The sequence below is a fragment of the Leclercia sp. UBA5958 genome, from assembly GCF_002430365.1.
Lineage (GTDB): Bacteria > Pseudomonadota > Gammaproteobacteria > Enterobacterales > Enterobacteriaceae > Enterobacter > Enterobacter pneumoniae.
In genome coordinates, this window is record NZ_DJCE01000007.1 from 49,933 (window position 1) to 66,071 (window position 16,139).

14 protein-coding genes are annotated in these 16,139 nt (G+C 58.3%); 7 read left to right on the plus strand and 7 right to left on the minus strand.

Annotation, left to right across the window (positions count from 1 at the left end):
• Positions 1-127: 127 nt before the first annotated feature.
• From mmuP to B2Q93_RS09705, 3 genes are read left to right on the plus strand one after another with little or no spacing between them, the layout of a single operon-like run.
• A complete protein-coding gene (mmuP, locus tag B2Q93_RS09695; RefSeq protein WP_286932712.1) occupies positions 128-1,528 on the plus strand; it encodes an S-methylmethionine permease in 1,401 nt (466 codons plus the stop codon).
• Complete coding sequence (gene mmuM / locus B2Q93_RS09700; RefSeq protein ID WP_286932713.1) at positions 1,515-2,447, plus strand: homocysteine S-methyltransferase; 933 nt, start codon at positions 1,515-1,517, stop codon at positions 2,445-2,447. The genes mmuP and mmuM overlap by 14 nt, the downstream gene beginning before the upstream one ends.
• Before the next feature lie 5 nt (positions 2,448-2,452).
• Entirely contained in the window at positions 2,453-2,773 is a 321-nt protein-coding gene (locus tag B2Q93_RS09705; protein WP_286932715.1) for a hypothetical protein, read from the plus strand.
• Positions 2,774-2,799: 26 nt separating this feature from the next.
• Here the strand turns inward: B2Q93_RS09705 and fbpC are convergent, their stop codons facing one another.
• The 6 genes from fbpC to B2Q93_RS09735 form a co-directional block, all read right to left on the minus strand.
• Positions 2,800-3,846: a ferric ABC transporter ATP-binding protein gene (gene fbpC / locus B2Q93_RS09710; RefSeq protein ID WP_286932716.1), complete on the minus strand. Its 1,047-nt coding sequence runs from the start codon at positions 3,844-3,846 to the stop codon at positions 2,800-2,802.
• Positions 3,847-3,850: 4 nt separating this feature from the next.
• A complete protein-coding gene (locus B2Q93_RS09715; protein ID WP_286809841.1) occupies positions 3,851-5,929 on the minus strand; it encodes an ABC transporter permease in 2,079 nt (692 codons plus the stop codon).
• Between the two features lie 65 nt (positions 5,930-5,994).
• A complete protein-coding gene (locus B2Q93_RS09720; RefSeq protein WP_040076991.1) occupies positions 5,995-7,026 on the minus strand; it encodes an ABC transporter substrate-binding protein in 1,032 nt (343 codons plus the stop codon).
• Positions 7,027-7,037: 11 nt separating this feature from the next.
• Positions 7,038-8,339 (minus strand): MFS transporter family glucose-6-phosphate receptor UhpC, encoded by a 1,302-nt coding sequence (gene uhpC, locus B2Q93_RS09725; protein WP_286932718.1) that lies wholly within the window; start codon positions 8,337-8,339, stop codon positions 7,038-7,040.
• 85 nt (positions 8,340-8,424) lie between these two features.
• The gene (locus B2Q93_RS09730) at positions 8,425-9,966 is read right to left on the minus strand and encodes an MASE1 domain-containing sensor histidine kinase (RefSeq protein WP_286932720.1); all 1,542 of its coding nucleotides are present in this window, start codon (positions 9,964-9,966) and stop codon (positions 8,425-8,427) included.
• Complete coding sequence (locus B2Q93_RS09735) at positions 9,966-10,595, minus strand: response regulator transcription factor (RefSeq protein ID WP_040076988.1); 630 nt, start codon at positions 10,593-10,595, stop codon at positions 9,966-9,968. Before B2Q93_RS09735 ends, B2Q93_RS09730 begins: the two co-directional genes overlap by 1 nt.
• Before the next feature lie 240 nt (positions 10,596-10,835).
• Here B2Q93_RS09735 and tauA point away from each other — a divergent pair, with 240 nt between their 5' ends.
• Genes tauA through tauD form a run of 4 tightly spaced genes read left to right on the plus strand, consistent with a single transcriptional unit; the run spans position 10,836 to position 14,249 of the window.
• On the plus strand, positions 10,836-11,798 hold the full coding sequence (gene tauA, locus B2Q93_RS09740; protein WP_286932722.1) for a taurine ABC transporter substrate-binding protein: 963 nt from the start codon (positions 10,836-10,838) through the stop codon (positions 11,796-11,798).
• Positions 11,799-11,809: 11 nt separating this feature from the next.
• A complete protein-coding gene (tauB, locus tag B2Q93_RS09745; RefSeq protein WP_286809835.1) occupies positions 11,810-12,577 on the plus strand; it encodes a taurine ABC transporter ATP-binding subunit in 768 nt (255 codons plus the stop codon).
• A complete protein-coding gene (tauC, locus tag B2Q93_RS09750; RefSeq protein ID WP_207293074.1) occupies positions 12,574-13,401 on the plus strand; it encodes a taurine ABC transporter permease TauC in 828 nt (275 codons plus the stop codon). The genes tauB and tauC overlap by 4 nt, the downstream gene beginning before the upstream one ends.
• Entirely contained in the window at positions 13,398-14,249 is an 852-nt protein-coding gene (gene tauD / locus B2Q93_RS09755) for a taurine dioxygenase (RefSeq protein ID WP_286932724.1), read from the plus strand. The genes tauC and tauD overlap by 4 nt, the downstream gene beginning before the upstream one ends.
• A gap of 69 nt (positions 14,250-14,318) precedes the next feature.
• Here the strand turns inward: tauD and B2Q93_RS09760 are convergent, their stop codons facing one another.
• A complete protein-coding gene (locus B2Q93_RS09760) occupies positions 14,319-16,031 on the minus strand; it encodes a lysophospholipid acyltransferase family protein (protein ID WP_286809827.1) in 1,713 nt (570 codons plus the stop codon).
• Positions 16,032-16,139: the final 108 nt, after the last annotated feature.

A 16,139-nucleotide genomic window follows, 5' to 3' on the forward strand; every position in this document is an offset into this window, starting at 1 on the left:
TCACAGCCCACCCCAGACTCAGCGCACGACGTGCCCGGCTGCGGCTGGTTGGCTAGCTTTTTGTTAACAATCGCGGTATAACACACCTTCTTTGGATGTTTAGATGTCCATACGTTTAGAAGGTAATATGCAAACAGAACACGAAAATGGGCAGCTAAAGCGCACCATGAAAACACGCCACCTGATTATGCTCTCGCTGGGTGGGGTCATTGGCACAGGGTTATTCTTCAATACCGGATACATTATTTCGACGACCGGCGCGGCGGGCACGCTGCTGGCGTACCTGATTGGCGCACTGGTTGTGTGGCTGGTGATGCAGTGTCTGGGCGAACTTTCCGTCGCGATGCCGGAGACCGGCGCATTCCACGTCTATGCCGCCCGCTATCTGGGCCCGGCGACCGGGTACACCGTCGCCTGGCTTTACTGGCTTACCTGGACGGTCGCGCTCGGGTCGAGCTTTACCGCCGCCGGATTCTGCATGCAGTACTGGTTCCCGCAGGTGCCCGTCTGGGTGTGGTGCGTGGTGTTCTGCGTCGTGATTTTTGCCCTTAACGTCATCTCTACCCGGTTCTTTGCCGAAGGGGAGTTCTGGTTCTCGCTGGTGAAAGTTATCACCATCATTGCCTTTATCATTCTCGGCGGCGCGGCGATCTTTGGGTTTATCCCGATGCAGGACGGCTCTCCCGCGCCGGGCCTGAGCAATATCACCGCTGAAGGCTGGTTCCCGCACGGTGGCCTGCCGATCCTGATGACCATGGTGGCGGTGAACTTCGCCTTCTCGGGAACGGAGCTGATCGGCATTGCGGCGGGGGAGACCGAAAACCCGCACAAGGTTATTCCGGTAGCGATCCGCACCACCATCGCCCGGCTGATCATTTTCTTTATCGGCACCCTCTTTGTGCTGGCGGCCCTGATCCCGATGCAGCAGGCCGGGGTAGAGAAAAGCCCGTTCGTGCTGGTCTTTGAGAAAGTGGGTATTCCTTACGCGGCGGATATCTTTAACTTTGTGATTCTTACGGCAATCCTCTCGGCGGCGAACTCGGGGTTATATGCCTCTGGCCGGATGCTGTGGTCGCTCTCGAACGAGAAAACGTTGCCGCGTTGCTTTGCCCGGGTTAACAAAAATGGCGTGCCGTTGACGGCGCTGTCGGTGTCGATGCTGGGCGGCGTACTGGCGCTGTTCTCAAGCGTGGTGGCCCCGGATACGGTATTCGTCGCGCTCTCTGCCATTTCCGGTTTCGCGGTGGTGGCGGTGTGGATCAGCATTTGCGCTTCGCACTTTGTCTTCCGCCGCCGTCATGTGCAGGCTGGCCTGCCGCTCTCTGACCTGCACTATCGGGCGCCGTGGTATCCGTTAGTGCCGGTGCTTGGTTTTATCCTCTGCGTAGTGGCCTGCGTCGGCCTGTGGTTTGACCCCAGCCAGCGCATTGCCCTTTATTGCGGACTCCCCTTCGTCGCCCTGTGTTATGGTGCGTACTACCTGACCCGAAATCTGACAACGCAGGAGCATCAACATGTCGCAGAATAATCCGCTTACCGCCATCCTCGAAAAACAACCCTTTGTGGTGCTGGATGGCGCGATGGCAACGGAGCTGGAAGCGCGCGGCTGTAATCTTGCAGACGGCCTCTGGTCTGCCAAAGTGCTGGTGGAAAACCCGGATCTTATCCGTGAAGTGCATCTTGATTACTATCGTGCTGGCGCGCAGGTGGCGATCACCGCCAGCTATCAGGCCACGCCTGCAGGCTTTGCGGCACGCGGGCTGGACGAAGCGCAATCCCGGGCGCTGATTGGTAAAAGCGTGGAGCTGGCGCGCAAAGCGCGCGAGGCATATCTGGCCGAGAACGCCCAGGCGGGCACGCTGCTGGTGGCGGGCTCCGTCGGGCCCTATGGTGCTTACCTGGCGGATGGCTCCGAATACCGCGGCGACTACGTGCGCAGCGCGGAAGAATTTACCGCGTTCCACCGCCCACGGGTAGAGGCGCTGCTGGACGCGGGGGCCGATCTGCTGGCCTGCGAAACCCTGCCGTCATTCCCTGAAATTAAAGCGCTGGCCGCGTTGCTGACAGAATACCCCCGCGCCCGGGCATGGTTCTCGTTTACCCTGCGCGACAGCGAGCACCTGAGCGACGGCACGCCGCTGCGTGAAGTCATTGCTGTGCTGGATAACTTCCCACAGATTGTGGCGTTGGGTATCAACTGTATCGCCCTGGAGAACACCACGGCGGCGCTGCAACATCTGCAAGGCCTGACGGCATTGCCGCTGGTGGTCTACCCGAACTCGGGCGAGCACTATGATGCGGTGAGCAAGACCTGGCATCATCACGGTGAAGCGTGCGAGACGCTGGTGGGGTATTTGCCGCAATGGCAGTCGGCCGGAGCGAAGTTAATTGGCGGGTGTTGTCGGACGACGCCGAAGGATATTGCTGAGTTATATGCGCTGCGCTGAGTTTTGTGCAGCCTGATGCCCTCACCCCGGCCCTCTCCCACAGGGAGAGGGAGAAAACCGCGAAAAGACGAAAACTGAACGGTCCCCTCTCCCATAGGGAGAGGGAGAAAACCGCAAAAAGACGAAAACCGAACGCTCCCCTCTCCCACAGGGAGAGGGAGAAAATCGCGAAAAGACGAAAACCGAACGCTCCCCTCTCCCACAGGGAGAGGGAGAAAACCGCGAAAAGACGAAAACCGAACGCTCCCCTCTCCCACAGGGAGAGGGAGAAAACCGCGAAAAGACGAAAACTGAACGGTCCCCTCTCCCTTGAGGGAGAGGGTTAGGGTGAGGGGGAGACGCGCGCACAACCTCACGCCACGTCTGCCAGCACAAACATCCCGTACGGATGAATCTCCAGGTAATACGACTCCCCCACGTCCGGCTGTAGCCGCGTGGCATTCACCTGCAACAAAATTTCCTGCCCGTGCCACTCCACAATCACTTCATACTGCGGTCCCATATAGGCCACGTGGCGAATCACGCAGCGCTGGCTTGCCTCGCCGTACTGACTCAGGGTGATGGCCTCCGGGCGTACCCCAACGGTGCCTGTCCCCTGCGCGGCGAAATGCAGCGGACGGGGCAGCCGGTAGCCGTGGATTTCCACCGCCTCTTCACTGAAGTTCGCCGGAAAGAGGTTGGCATCCCCCATAAAGCTCGCCATAAAGCGCGACGCGGGCTGACGGTAGAGATCCTGCGGGGAGCCAATCTGCATAATATTGCCCTTGTTCATCACCAGTACGGTGTCAGAGACCGCAAACGCCTCGCTCTGATCGTGGGTCACATACAGCGAGGTGATGTTGAACTGCTTCTGCAGCTCGCGAATTTTATCGCGCATGCTGCGTCTGAGGTTGGCGTCGAGGTTACTCAGCGGCTCATCAAAGAGCAGAACTTTGGGTTTGAGGATCAGCGCACGGGCCAGCGCCACGCGCTGCTGCTGCCCGCCGGAGATCTGATCCACATAGCGATCTTCAAATCCCTCCAGGTCCACCATCGCCAGCGCTTCCTGGACGCGGGTTTTAATCTCCGCGCGCGAGACGCCCAGCATCTTCAGGCCGTAGCCGACGTTCTCCCCCAGCGACATATGCGGGAAGAGGGCGTAGGACTGGAACACCATACAGATATCACGCTGCTGGATGGAACGGTGTGTCACATCTTCACCGTCGATATAAATTTGCCCTTCGGTCGGCTTCTCCAGTCCGGCCACCAGACGCAGGACGGTCGTTTTGCCGCAGCCAGATGGGCCAAGCAGCGTCACCATTTGTCCTTGCGGAATCGCCAGGTTGATATTCTCAATCACCGTGTTAGCGCCGAAGCGCTTTGTCACGTTACGCAGTTCAACGAAATGTTTCTGAGTCATAGTGTTACGCCTGGTTTTTGGCTTTTGAACGGGAGATACGTGCCTCACCGATCAGCCAGTCAAAGAGGAAAATGATCGCCAGCATGACCACAATCAGGATCGAGCCGTAGGCAATCGCCACGCCATATTCGCCGTCTTCCACGCGGTTCAGAATGTAGGCCGTTGCCACGCGGGTATCCGGCGTGACGAGGAACACAATGGCGCTGACGGTGGTAATAGCGCGCACAAAGCTGTAGATCAGCGCCGACAAAATGGCGGGGCGCAGCAGTGGCAGCAGGATGTGGGTAATGGTTCGCAAGCTCCCGGCACGCAGACTGAGCGAGGCCTCATCCAGCGACTTGTCGATCTGACCCAGCCCGGCGATCCCGGCGCGAATGCCCACCGGCACGTTACGCATCACCATGGAAATAATGACGATGGCGGCGGTACCGGTCAGGTACACCGGCGCGCTGTTAAAGGCCAGAATATAGGAGACGCCAGCCACGGTGCCCGGTACGGCGAAGCAGAGCATGGTGGTGAACTCGATAGTCTTTTTCCCTTTAAACTGCTGGCGCACAACCACCCAGGCAATCAGCAGACCGAAGGCGGCGGTGATCGGCGCGGCGATCCCGGCGTAGAGCAGTGTGTCGAGCAGCGAAGGCCATGCGCCGTCGCTCATGCCCTGGCCGAACAATTTGATAAAGTTATCCAGCGTCAGGGTGTAATCCACCCCCCAGTTGACGGTGAAGCTGCCGTAGAAGATGCTGCCGTAAAGCAGGGCGTTGAAGGCGATCCACACCGCCAGCAGCGCGATGACGCTCCACACCAGCGTCACCGGTAGCGGCTGCACGTCACCGCGGTAGGATTTACCGGAGACGGTCACGTAGGAGCGTTTGCCAATCCACATGTACTGGATACAGAACACCAGCAGCGAGAAGAGCAGCAGGAAGGCACCCAGCGTACTGGCCGCCTGATAGTCCAGCTGCGAACCGGTGATATAGAAGTAGATTTGCGTCGCCAGCACGTCGAAGTTGCCGCCCAGCACCAGCGGGTTACTGAAGTCTGCCAGCGACTGGACAATGACAATTAAAAAGGCGTTGGCCAGCGCCGGTTTCAGCAGCGGCACGAAGACGCCGTTAAAGGTCTGCCAGCGGCTGGCGCGCAGCGTATAGGAGGCCTCTTCCAGCGACGGATGAATAGTTTTAATGGCCCCGTCGAGGATCATAAAGGCCATCGGCGTAAAGGCCAGCACCTGCGCCAGCCAGATGCCGGTAAAGCCGTACAGCCAGTTGGTATTGGTTAAACCGAACCACTCCACCATAAATTCGGTCACATAGCCGGAGCGCCCCATCATCAGCGTTACGCCTAAGCCCACCACAAACGGCGGGGTCACAATGGGCAGAATGGAGAAGATGCGGCCGATGATCGCGCTGCGTTTGGCGATGCGAGTGGTGTAAATGGCCAGCACCAGCCCGAAGAAGGTGCAGCCGATACCGACGGCAATCGACAACAGAATGGAGTTAATGATCACCTGAATGATGTGCGCCTGCGAGAGCACATTCATAAACGCCAGCGGAGCAAACTCGCCGGCATCGTTGGTAAACATCGGAATAAAGATGGCGATGCTGGGCCAGACGATGAAAATGCCGATCAGGGCAACAATGGTGATAAGGGATCCAATGACAAAGCGGTCACCGCCCAGCCACTCCAGGCGGGTGAGGGCCAGAGTCATGATGGCACCCAGCGCCACGAACAGCACGATGGTGGCATAGCCTAAACCGCGCCCTTCCAGGGTAGCGCTTATGACCACAAACGCCATGCACAGTAGCGCCCAGCCGGCGTCCAGGTAATGGCGGCTGCGCTGTTCGCGTTTCGCTTCGTTAAACGGACGCACCAGCAGCAGGCTTGGCAGCACGTACCACAGCCAGCTGATATTAACCTGCGACCAGCTGTAGGCATCGAGGATCTCGTCGCTGGTGGACTCCAGCAGGCCGTAATCAAGGCTCCAGCTCGGCAGCAGGGCAAAGGCCAGCCAGCCGAGTAAAACCCAAAGGAATACCGCATCCCGTTTTTTGACGGGATGGAGAGCGAGTGTGTGTGACATAAGTTTTCCAGGTGTTGGAGACCCGGCGGCAAAATGGCGCCGGGTGATAACCACTGTTTGCGGGCTTATTTACCCATCTTCACGTCGCTGACCCATTTGTTGATCAACGCTTTTCGCACATCCGTGGAGCCATACTTATCCATGTCGTAACTGATCAACTTCAGATCGTCGAGCTTGAGGGAGTTCGGCGAAGTTTCCGCCGTGGTGTTGGTCAGGATCTGATAGGATTTGCCTTTCTTCCATGCCAGCTCCTGAGCCTCTTTCGACAACACCCAGTCGACGAACAGCTTCGCGTTCTCTTCGTTACGCGCCCCTTTCAGAATGCTCACGCCGCCAATTTCATACCCGGTGCCTTCGCACGGGGAGATCAGCTCCAGCGGCGCCCCTTGCTCTTTTTCCAGGGAGTAGTCGTGCAGGAACCCGATGCCGATGGCCGTTTCGCCGCGTGCGGCGTTACGCGCCGGGGCAATGCCGGATTTGGTGTACTGAGAGACGTTACCGTTAAGCTGCTTCAGGTAGTCGAAGGCCTGATCTTCACCCCACAGCTGGACAAAAGTTGCCAGCGCGGTGTAGGCAGTGCCGGAACTTTGCGGATCGGCAATCTGGATCTCGCCTTTGTATTCCGGTTTGGTCAGATCTTTCCAGCACTGAGGCACCGGCAGGTTCTTCTCTTTCAGACGCTGGGTATTCACACCAAAGCCGAGGATCCCAACGTAGACCGCCGAAGAGAGGTTGCCCTTCACTTTGGCCGGATCGCGGAATTTCTCCATGATCTGCTCAAGATTCTTCGATTTGTACGGCTGCAGCAGCCCCATTTCGCCCGCCTGAGACTGCGGATCCAGGGTGCCGCCATACCAGACGTCGGCCTGCGGGTTTTTCTTCTCGGCATCCACCTTCGCCAGCGTGCTGCCGGAACCGTTGCGGATAAACGAGGTTTTGACGTCGTACTTATCGCCGAACGCTTTGGTCTCGGCTTCGCACATTTCGTTGGTTGCGCTGCAGTAAACCACCAGGCGGCCTTTAGCCTGTGCGGCACCCGTTAAGGTAGCCAGCGCGATCCCGGAAGCAATGAGGGTAGAGAGAAGTGTCGTTTTCATTATTCAGCCTTTTATGACGTTATGTGACTGCGAGAAGCGGTGATGCCCGCCATCAGCAATGGCATCAGTAACAAACCCATCAGCACGGCGGCGATCGAGAGCAAACTGAACATTCCCGACCAGCCGTAGCGTTCGATAATCTGCGACAGCGGCCACCCGGCTAGCGCGGCCCCCAGATAAGCGAACACGCCAAGAAAACCGGTAATCGACCCTGCAGCCTGTTTATGTCCACACTCCACGGCGGCAAGGCCAATGAGCATTTGCGGACCAAAGACAAAAAATCCCACCGTAAAAAAACACATCGCCAGCAGGGCGTAATGGTGGACCGGCGCCAGCCACAGGGCGGCCACCGACACCATCAACCCCAGCGTGAAAAGCAAAATCATCGGCGCACGCTGACCACTGAACAGCAGATCCGATCCCCACCCGGCAAAGAGCGCCCCCAGCAGTCCGCCCACTTCAAAGAGCATCACCGTAGCGTTAGCGCTCAGCAGGTTTACCCCGTGGCTCTCTGCCAGCCAGATATTCCCCCAGTCGTTCAGGGCGATGCGGATGAGATACACCAGCACATACGACGCCCCGAGCAGCCAGATCATCGGGTTTTGCAGCATGGTGCTGCGTAACATCTGCCACAAACCCATCGGCGGGCTCTGCTGTTGCTGGCGTAACTCGAGCGGATCGTTACGCCATTCGCCGACCGTCGGCAGACCCTCTTCCTGCGGTGTGCCCCGCAGTTGTGTGGTCAGCCACAGGCCAAGCACGATGCTGATTATCCCCGGTGTCAGCATCGCCGCCTGCCAGCCCCACCAGTGGGCGGCAGCGGCACAAATCAGTGGAATAATCGCCCCGCCAATATTGATGGAGGTATTCCAGCATCCCCACCAGAAGCCGCGCTCATTGCGCGAGTACCAGTGGGTCAACAATCTGGCGCAGGGCGGCCATCCCCATCCCTGGAAGAAGCCGTTCAGCGTCCAGATAAACAGCAGCAGCGGGAAGGCATCGCTAAAGGTGAACAACACGTTCAACACCCCTGTCGCCAGCAGCCCGATGCCCATAAATGCCCGCTGACCGTGGCTGTCGTGCCAGAGTCCGGCGGCAAATTTCGACAGCCCGTAGCTCAGGTAGAAGAGCGAGCCAATCAGCCCGATATCACTCTTACTCAGCCCCAAATCCATCTGCAGCGCGGGTAACACATAGTTAAGGCTTTTACGCGTCAGGTAGAACGCGGCGTAGCCAATCACCATACACAGCAGCAGTCTGGGGCGAAGCGCCCGATAACGTTGTGAAACCTGTTCGGCAGACAGTACGTGCATGATCTTCTCCGTTTGAGCTGACTCTAGTTAAGCGCGACTGAAATGGGATGAGAGAAAGTCTGGAGTGACTAAGACTTTTTCCTGGTTAATGCGGTGTTTGTTGCAAATTTGTGGGCAGGTTAACAATTACGCGCGTCCCCGCGTGGGATTCCAGCGTCAAATCGCCACCCAGGGCAGAGACGCGCTCACGCATCCCCTGAATACCAAACCCTGCTGGCTGCTGTGAACCCATCCCGCTGCCGTTATCACGCACCTCAAGATGCAGCTGATCATGGCGCTGACAGAGCAGGATCGTCACCTCGCTGGCGTCGGCGTGCTTGCTTACGTTATTCAGCAACTCTTGCAGCAGGCGGTAGAGGGTGAAAATGACGGTTTCACTCTGCGGCGGGGCGGGGAGCTGGTAGTCAAACCGGCAGGCGATGCCGCGCTCGGTAAAGGCAAACTCATTCACCAGATGATGTAGCGCCTCCTTCAGGGAGAGCTCATCCAGCACCGGTGGGCGAAGCTGGCGCAGTAGCTGGCGGGTGGAGTGATGAATACGACGTGCCAGTTCGTTAATCTGACCGGCGGCTTCCACGGCCAGCGGCGTATCGCCCGCCCGTTTCACCAGCTGAGACTGGATCTGGATAGCGGTGATGTTCTGGCCAATCTCATCATGCAGTTCGCGCGCAAGGTGCTTGCGGGTATCTTCTTCAGTATGGATCAGCTTTTCCGTCAGCTCTCGCCGGGCCTGTAACTCCGCTTCCAGCCGACGGCGGTAGCGGTCAAGGTTCATCGCCAGATGCTGCTGGCGGCTGATGGCGATCCCCAGACCCATCCCCAGCAGAGACTGGGTGGCGAGGAAAATCTCCAGCTCCAGCAGATCGCTAAATCCGATCCCGACCTGCCGGGCAATGGTGATCATCATGCTGCCGAGTAACCCGGAGAGTACGCCGCCCTGCCAGCCAAATTTCCACGCCATCACCACGTTGGGCAGGAATACCACAATCAGCAGTAACCGCTCCAGCGATGGGGAGAGCACCATCTGGGTGCCGATGCCGATAATGAAAAAGAGGCTGCACCAGATAATAAGGGACGTCCGCAGCGGCGGGTTGCTGGTATCCAGCCCCAGCAGATGATAGCGATGCTGCTGGCGCAAAAATTCAAACACCAGATAGACAAACGGAGTAAGCAACACCCCACCGGTAAACGAGGCCAGTAATAGCAGGGTAGCGGTGCTTTCCAGAAACGGCGACAACAGCAGGGTTTGCAGCAGGGCATTAACCGTTACGGCCGCAATCAGCATCGAGAGACGTTGCCAGTAGAGGGGAAACGCGTGCCAGTAGCGCTGGGCTAACCAGGCGCTGAGCAGGCCGGTTAGCGGCACCGCGAGCATGACGTGGTGGGTAAGTAATTGCTCCTCGTGCAGCCACAACAGCGCCGCCAGCACGGGCAGGATCAGCGCCAGCCAGTAGCGGCGTGCGAGCAGAATCAGCAGGGCCAGATAAACGCCCTGTGGCAGAAAAAGCGCCGCCTGCTGGCCATTGTGGGTGAGGTAAAAACTGAGCGTCCATAGCATCAGCCAGCCGGTGCCCCAGGCCAGCATAATAAACAACGAAAGAATAAGATGTCGCAGGGGGCGCCGCATCAGTGGCCCGTGAGTAACTGGTTGTCGAGGGCAAAATGCACCAGCTCAATGGTGCTGTTGCACTGTAATTTGCCAAGCACGTTGGCGCGATGGACGTGTACGGTTTTGTGGCTCAGGGCCAGTTTAAAGGCAATCTCCTTGACGCTCTCGCCTTTGACCAGCAGCTCAAACACCTCCCGTTCGCGTGGGGTGAGCACGTTGAGCACGCTGGACGTCGGCTCGCCGCCGCGCAGCGCTTTTACCGCGTCAGCACATAAATAGTGACCACCCATGCCGACGGAGCGTACCGCCTGTACCAGCTCTTCCGGGCCACAGCGTTTGGTCAAATAGCCGCTGGCACCCGCATCAAGCGCGCTTTGAACAAACGCCGGCGTGTCATAGATGCTCAGAATAATGGCGCGAAACTGAGGGCGTAGCTGACGCAGCCGCTTCAGCAGGCTCAGTCCGTTCTCATCGGGCATGGCGACATCCATCACGGCGACGTCAATCGCGTCCCGTGAGAGGGCCGGCCAGGCCTCAGCGGCGCTGCTGTATTGGCCTTCGACCACCAGATCATCTTCCAGATTTAATAGCTGGGCGAACCCGGAACGGACCACCACGTGATCGTCTACCAGCACGACTTTGATCATTTCAGCACCCATTGCACAAGAGTGACTCTATGATGCCCGTTGCCGCCGGGCTGGCAATGCTGTGGCTGCGGTTATGTAACGGATGTAACAGAATTGCAATAAAGCGTTCCGTCAGTTTTTAACTATCTTTTGCCGCTTTTTTTCTAAAAACGAATCGGAATGAGCGATGCGATTTTGTTCCTTTATGAAAATGATCTCGCCGGAAATACTGCTCCCATAACAACAAGGGGGACAGAGACTATGGCGATTTCATCGAGAATGACGTTACTCGGCGCGCTGGCGCTGTGGGCATTTCAGGCGCAGGCGGTGGATGTCACCGTCGCGTACCAAACCTCTGCCGAGCCGGCGAAAGTGGCCCAGGCGGATAACACCTTTGCAAAGGCGAGCGGCGCCAACGTGGACTGGCGCAAATTCGACAGCGGGGCTGCTATCGTGCGGGCGCTGGCTTCCGGTGATGTACAGATTGGTAACCTCGGCTCCAGCCCGTTGGCGGTAGCGGCCAGCCAGCAGGTGCCAATTGAAGTTTTTCTGCTGGCGTCCCAGCTTGGCCAGTCTGAAGCGCTGGTCGTAAAGAAAAGTATCACGAAGCCCGCCGATCTTATCGGCAAGCGCATCGCCGTTCCCTTTATCTCCACCACCCATTACAGCCTGCTGGCAGCGCTCAAACACTGGGGCATCAAGCCGGGGCAGGTCCAAATTCTTAACCTGCAACCCCCGGCAATTATTGCCGCCTGGCAGCGCGGCGATATCGATGGCGCCTACGTCTGGGCACCTGTCGTGAATGAGCTGGAAAAAGAGGGTACCGTGCTCACCGACTCTGAAAAAGTGGGGCAGTGGGGGGCGCCAACGCTCGACGTATGGGTTGTGCGCAAAGACTTTGCTGAACAACATCCCGAGGTCGTCAAGGCCTTTGCCAAAAGCGCCATCGACGCCCAGCAGCCCTACATTGCCAATCCGGATGAATGGCTGAAACAACCCGATAATCTGGAAAAACTCTCTCGTCTGAGCGGCGTACCGAAGGCGGACGTGCCGGGGCTGGTGAAGGGCAACACCTACCTGACCCCTGCCCAGCAGGCACAGCAGCTGGCCGGGCCGGTGAATAAAGCGATTGTGGATACCGCTGGCTTCCTGAAAGAACAAGGCAAAGTGCCGGCGGTAGCGGCAGATTACAGCCAGTACGTTACCGACCGCTTTGTCAAATAAGGTTGCCTGCGATGCTGAATATTACCCATCTGTCTGCGGATTACGCTGGAAAGCCCGCACTGGAAGAGATCAATCTGACGCTCGACCGCGGTGAGCTGCTGGTCGTGTTGGGGCCGTCTGGCTGCGGTAAAACCACGCTGTTGAATCTGATTGCCGGGTTTGTTCCTTATCAGCATGGCAGCATCCAGCTGGAGGGAAAAAAGGTCCAGGGGCCAGGCGCGGAACGTGGCGTGGTGTTTCAGAACGAGGGGCTGTTGCCCTGGCGTAACGTGCAGGAGAACGTGGCCTTTGGCCTGCAGCTGGCGGGCCTTGGGCGTGAGCAGCGCCTGACCGTTGCCCGGGAGATGCTAAAAAAAGTGGGGCTCGAAGGGGCGGAAAAACGCTATATCTGGCAGCTTTCTGGAGGCCAGCGCCAGCGGGTGGGAATTGCCCGCGCGCTGGCGGCGAATCCGCAGCTTCTGCTGCTGGATGAGCCCTTTGGGGCGCTCGACGCCTTCACCCGTGAACAGATGCAAACCCTGCTGCTGCGTCTGTGGCATGAGACCGGAAAACAGGTGCTGTTGATTACGCACGATATTGAAGAAGCGATATTTATGGCCACGGAACTGGTGTTGTTATCGCCCGGGCCTGGACGCGTGCAGGAGCGCTTGTCGCTCGACTTTGCCCGTCGCTACGTGGCGGGTGAGCCGGTGCGCAGTATCAAATCCGATCCGCAGTTTATCGAGCAGCGCGAATATGTGCTGAGTCGCGTGTTTGAACAACGGGAGGCATTCTCGTGAGCATTGTCTTCGGTGAAAAAACGCGGCGCTCGCGCTTCGCATTACGCTGGCCCTTCTCCCGTCAAATCACGTTGAGCGTGAGTACGCTGGTGGCGCTGCTGGCCGTGTGGTGGGCCGTTGCGGCCCAGCAGTGGATCAGCCCGCTCTTTCTCCCCCCGCCGGGTCAGGTGCTGGAAAAACTGATCAGCATCGCTGGCCCACAAGGCTTTATGGACGCCACGCTCTGGCAGCACTTAGGGGCCAGCCTGGCGCGTATTCTGGTGGCGCTGCTGGCGGCAGTGGTCGTCGGCATCCCGGTGGGGATCGCGATGGGGTTAAGCCCAACGCTGCGCGGCATTCTGGATCCGCTGATAGAGCTTTACCGGCCGGTGCCGCCGCTGGCCTATCTGCCGCTGATGGTTATCTGGTTTGGGATCGGTGAAACCTCAAAAATCTTGCTGATCTATCTGGCAATTTTTGCTCCTGTGGCGATGTCTGCCCTGGCGGGGGTGAAAAGTGCTCAGCAGGTGCGGATTCGTGCCGCGCAGTCGCTTGGCGCCAGCCGCGTGCAGGTGCTGCTTTTTGTGATTTTGCCCGGTGCTTTGCCGGAAATTTTAACCGGGCTGCGTATTGGTCTTGGCGTGGGCTGGTCGACGCTGGTGGCGGCCGAGCTTATCGCCGCCACGCGTGGGTTGGGGTTTATGGTGCAGTCGGCAGGAGAGTTCCTGGCGACTGACGTGGTGCTGGCCGGTATTGCGGTGATTGCCGTGATTGCCTTCGGATTAGAACTGGGGTTGCGCGCGTTACAGCGTCGTCTGACGCCCTGGCATGGAGAGATTCAATGAGTGAACGTCTGACCATTACCCCGCTGGGGCCGCATATTGGCGCGCAGGTCTCGGGCCTGGATGTCAGCCGCCCGCTGAGCGATAACCAGTTTGAGCAGCTGTACCATGCGGTGCTGCGCCATCAGGTGGTCTTCCTGCGCGAGCAGGCCATCACGCCACAGCAGCAGCGTGCGCTGGCACTGCGTTTTGGCGATCTGCATATCCACCCCGTCTATCCCCATGCGGAAGGGGTGGAGGAGATAATTGTGCTGGATACCCATAACAATAACCCGCCGGATAATGACAACTGGCACACCGATGTGACCTTTATCGATACGCCACCTGCCGGGGCGATTCTGGCGGCGAAACAGTTACCCGAAACGGGCGGAGACACGCTGTGGGCCAGCGGTATTGCGGCCTTTGAGGCGTTATCGGCACCCTTCCAGACGCTACTGAGCGGACTGCGAGCGGAGCACGATTTTAAGAAATCGTTCCAGGAGTATAAGTACCGTAAGACCGAAGAGGAGCACCAGCGCTGGCAAGAGGCGGTGGCGAAGCATCCTCCGCTGCTGCATCCGGTGGTGCGTACCCATCCGGTGACGGGCAAACAGGCGCTGTTTGTGAACGAAGGGTTTACCACCCGTATTGTGGACGTCACCGAAAAAGAGAGCGAGGCGCTGTTACACTTCCTCTTCGCGCATATCACCAAACCGGAGTTTCAGGTGCGCTGGCGCTGGCAGGAGAACGATCTGGCTATCTGGGATAACCGCGTGACGCAGCACTATGCCAACGCGGATTACCTGCCGCAGCGCCGGATTATGCAGCGAGCGACAATTTTGGGGGATAAACCGTTTTATCGTGCGAGCTGATTCCCTTCACCATCTCCTCGCCCCTTTGGGGCGAGGAGATGGGGTAGTACGGTGTTCAGCTTTTCCCTTTTAGGGTGAGGGAGGTAAATGCGCCTCAATATACCGCTGATAGCGGTTCGCCTTCAGATAACACAAATCCACCAGCACCAGCCCATCAACGCAGTTGTTGAAGGCCGGATCGCTGCCAAAATCGATAAATTGCACGCCGCCGGGTTCGCACAGTTCAGAGTACTGTTTATAGAGCGGCGGAATGCCGCAGCCCATATTACCCAGCAGTGATTTCAGCCGGGTCAGGTCATCAACATAATCTACCCCACCAAACTGCGCCAGCACGTCAGGCAGCGACGCGGGATAAGGCTGGCGAGAAGCCGCCAACGGGTGGCTCGCCGGGAACCAGAGGCGGTAAAAGGCCACCAGTAAATCCCGGGCGTCGGGCGGTAGTCCCCCTGAAATTGAGACCGGGCCAAACAGATAACGATAATGCGGATAGCGAGCCAGCCAGGCGCCAATGCCAGACCAGAGATAATCCAGCCCGCGACGCCCCCAGTAGCGTGGCTGAATGAAGCTGCGTCCCAGCTCAATGCCATGCGCCAGCACCTCTTCCATTTTGTCGTCGTACTGGAACAAGCTGTAGCTGTACAGCCCCTCCACGCCACGTTTTTCGACCTGAGCGGCCGTGGGCATAAAGCGGTAGGCGCCAACGATCTCCAGCTCCTCTTCATCCCACAGGATCAGGTGCAGGTAGTCATCGTCATAGCTGTCGGTATCGCGTCGTCTGCCGCTGCCTTCCCCCACGGCCCGGAACGAAATTTCCCGTAAACGCCCCAGTTCGCGCAGAAGCGGGGCCTCTTCCTGCCCGTTGCGTTGCCATAAATAGATGATTTTTCCGTCGCCGGTTTTCCCGAGACACTCCGCCAGCGCCAGCTCTCGTTTGAGCAGCGCCCGATCTTCGGGGCGGGCAATCGCAGAGACAGTTTTAAAGATACCGGGCAGTCCTTTCCCCAAACGCACTACGTGCCGGCGGCACTGCTCTGCCATCTCACGGGGCGATAAGGTGGGGCTAAACCAGCTGTGCCAGGTAATCTGCTCGCCGATCTTAATCGGCAGCGCGCTGTGGCGGCGGCGGAACATTTGCTGCATCAATAACAGCAGAGGAAGGGTAGGGGAGATCAGCGTGGTGGCGTAAAACAGCAGGCTGTTATGTGCCTGAATGTGCACCGGCAGCAAGGGGGCCCGAAGCTTACCGGCGAGTTTAATAAAGCCGGAATGCCACTTTTTATCGCGGATCCCTTTGCGGGTGGGGCGCGACACCTCGCCCGCCGGGAAGAAGATAAGCACACCGGCGTTTTGCAGATGCTGTTCCATCTGTATCAACGACGTTTTCGCCGTTTTACCGCCCAGGTTATCCACCGGGATAAACAGCGAACTTAACGGCTCAAGGTGCGTCAGCATACGATTGGTTACCACTTTGACATCGCGGCGAACGCGCGAGACGGCGTACATGAGCGCCAGCCCGTCGAGAGTCCCTGTGGGGTGATTTGCCATGATGACCAGCGGGCCGTGTTCGGGGATTTGTTCGAGATCGCGGGCGGAGACGGTGCAATGAATATCCAGGTGCTCCAGAACCTGCTCCACCATATCGAGTCCTTTCAGGTGGCGGTGGGTAGCGGCGAACTGCTGAAACTCTTCTTCATAAAATAGCTTTTTTAGCAGGCTTTTTTGCCAGGGCGCAGGCCTCGCCTGAGGCCAAAGGTCATCGAGAACGCTGTCGAGACTAAACATGGTGGCTTCTCCTCCTGTCCTGCCGAGACAGTAGTAGGGCCAGATGTCGTTTCTATTGCAGATTAGTGAAGATTCGTGCGGGGGGGTTCAGGCCGGGCAGGGCAAAGC

Coding starts and splice junctions, on each gene's coding strand:
- B2Q93_RS09715 (WP_286809841.1), bottom strand. CDS start 5,929: ATGTCACACACACTCGCTCTCCATCCCGTCAAAAAACGGGATGCGGTA.
- mmuP (WP_286932712.1), top strand. CDS start 128: ATGCAAACAGAACACGAAAATGGGCAGCTAAAGCGCACCATGAAAACA.
- tauD (WP_286932724.1), top strand. CDS start 13,398: ATGAGTGAACGTCTGACCATTACCCCGCTGGGGCCGCATATTGGCGCG.
- uhpC (WP_286932718.1), bottom strand. CDS start 8,339: ATGCACGTACTGTCTGCCGAACAGGTTTCACAACGTTATCGGGCGCTT.
- B2Q93_RS09730 (WP_286932720.1), bottom strand. CDS start 9,966: ATGCGGCGCCCCCTGCGACATCTTATTCTTTCGTTGTTTATTATGCTG.
- B2Q93_RS09735 (WP_040076988.1), bottom strand. CDS start 10,595: ATGATCAAAGTCGTGCTGGTAGACGATCACGTGGTGGTCCGTTCCGGG.
- mmuM (WP_286932713.1), top strand. CDS start 1,515: ATGTCGCAGAATAATCCGCTTACCGCCATCCTCGAAAAACAACCCTTT.
- B2Q93_RS09720 (WP_040076991.1), bottom strand. CDS start 7,026: ATGAAAACGACACTTCTCTCTACCCTCATTGCTTCCGGGATCGCGCTG.
- tauA (WP_286932722.1), top strand. CDS start 10,836: ATGGCGATTTCATCGAGAATGACGTTACTCGGCGCGCTGGCGCTGTGG.
- tauB (WP_286809835.1), top strand. CDS start 11,810: ATGCTGAATATTACCCATCTGTCTGCGGATTACGCTGGAAAGCCCGCA.
- fbpC (WP_286932716.1), bottom strand. CDS start 3,846: ATGACTCAGAAACATTTCGTTGAACTGCGTAACGTGACAAAGCGCTTC.
- B2Q93_RS09760 (WP_286809827.1), bottom strand. CDS start 16,031: ATGTTTAGTCTCGACAGCGTTCTCGATGACCTTTGGCCTCAGGCGAGG.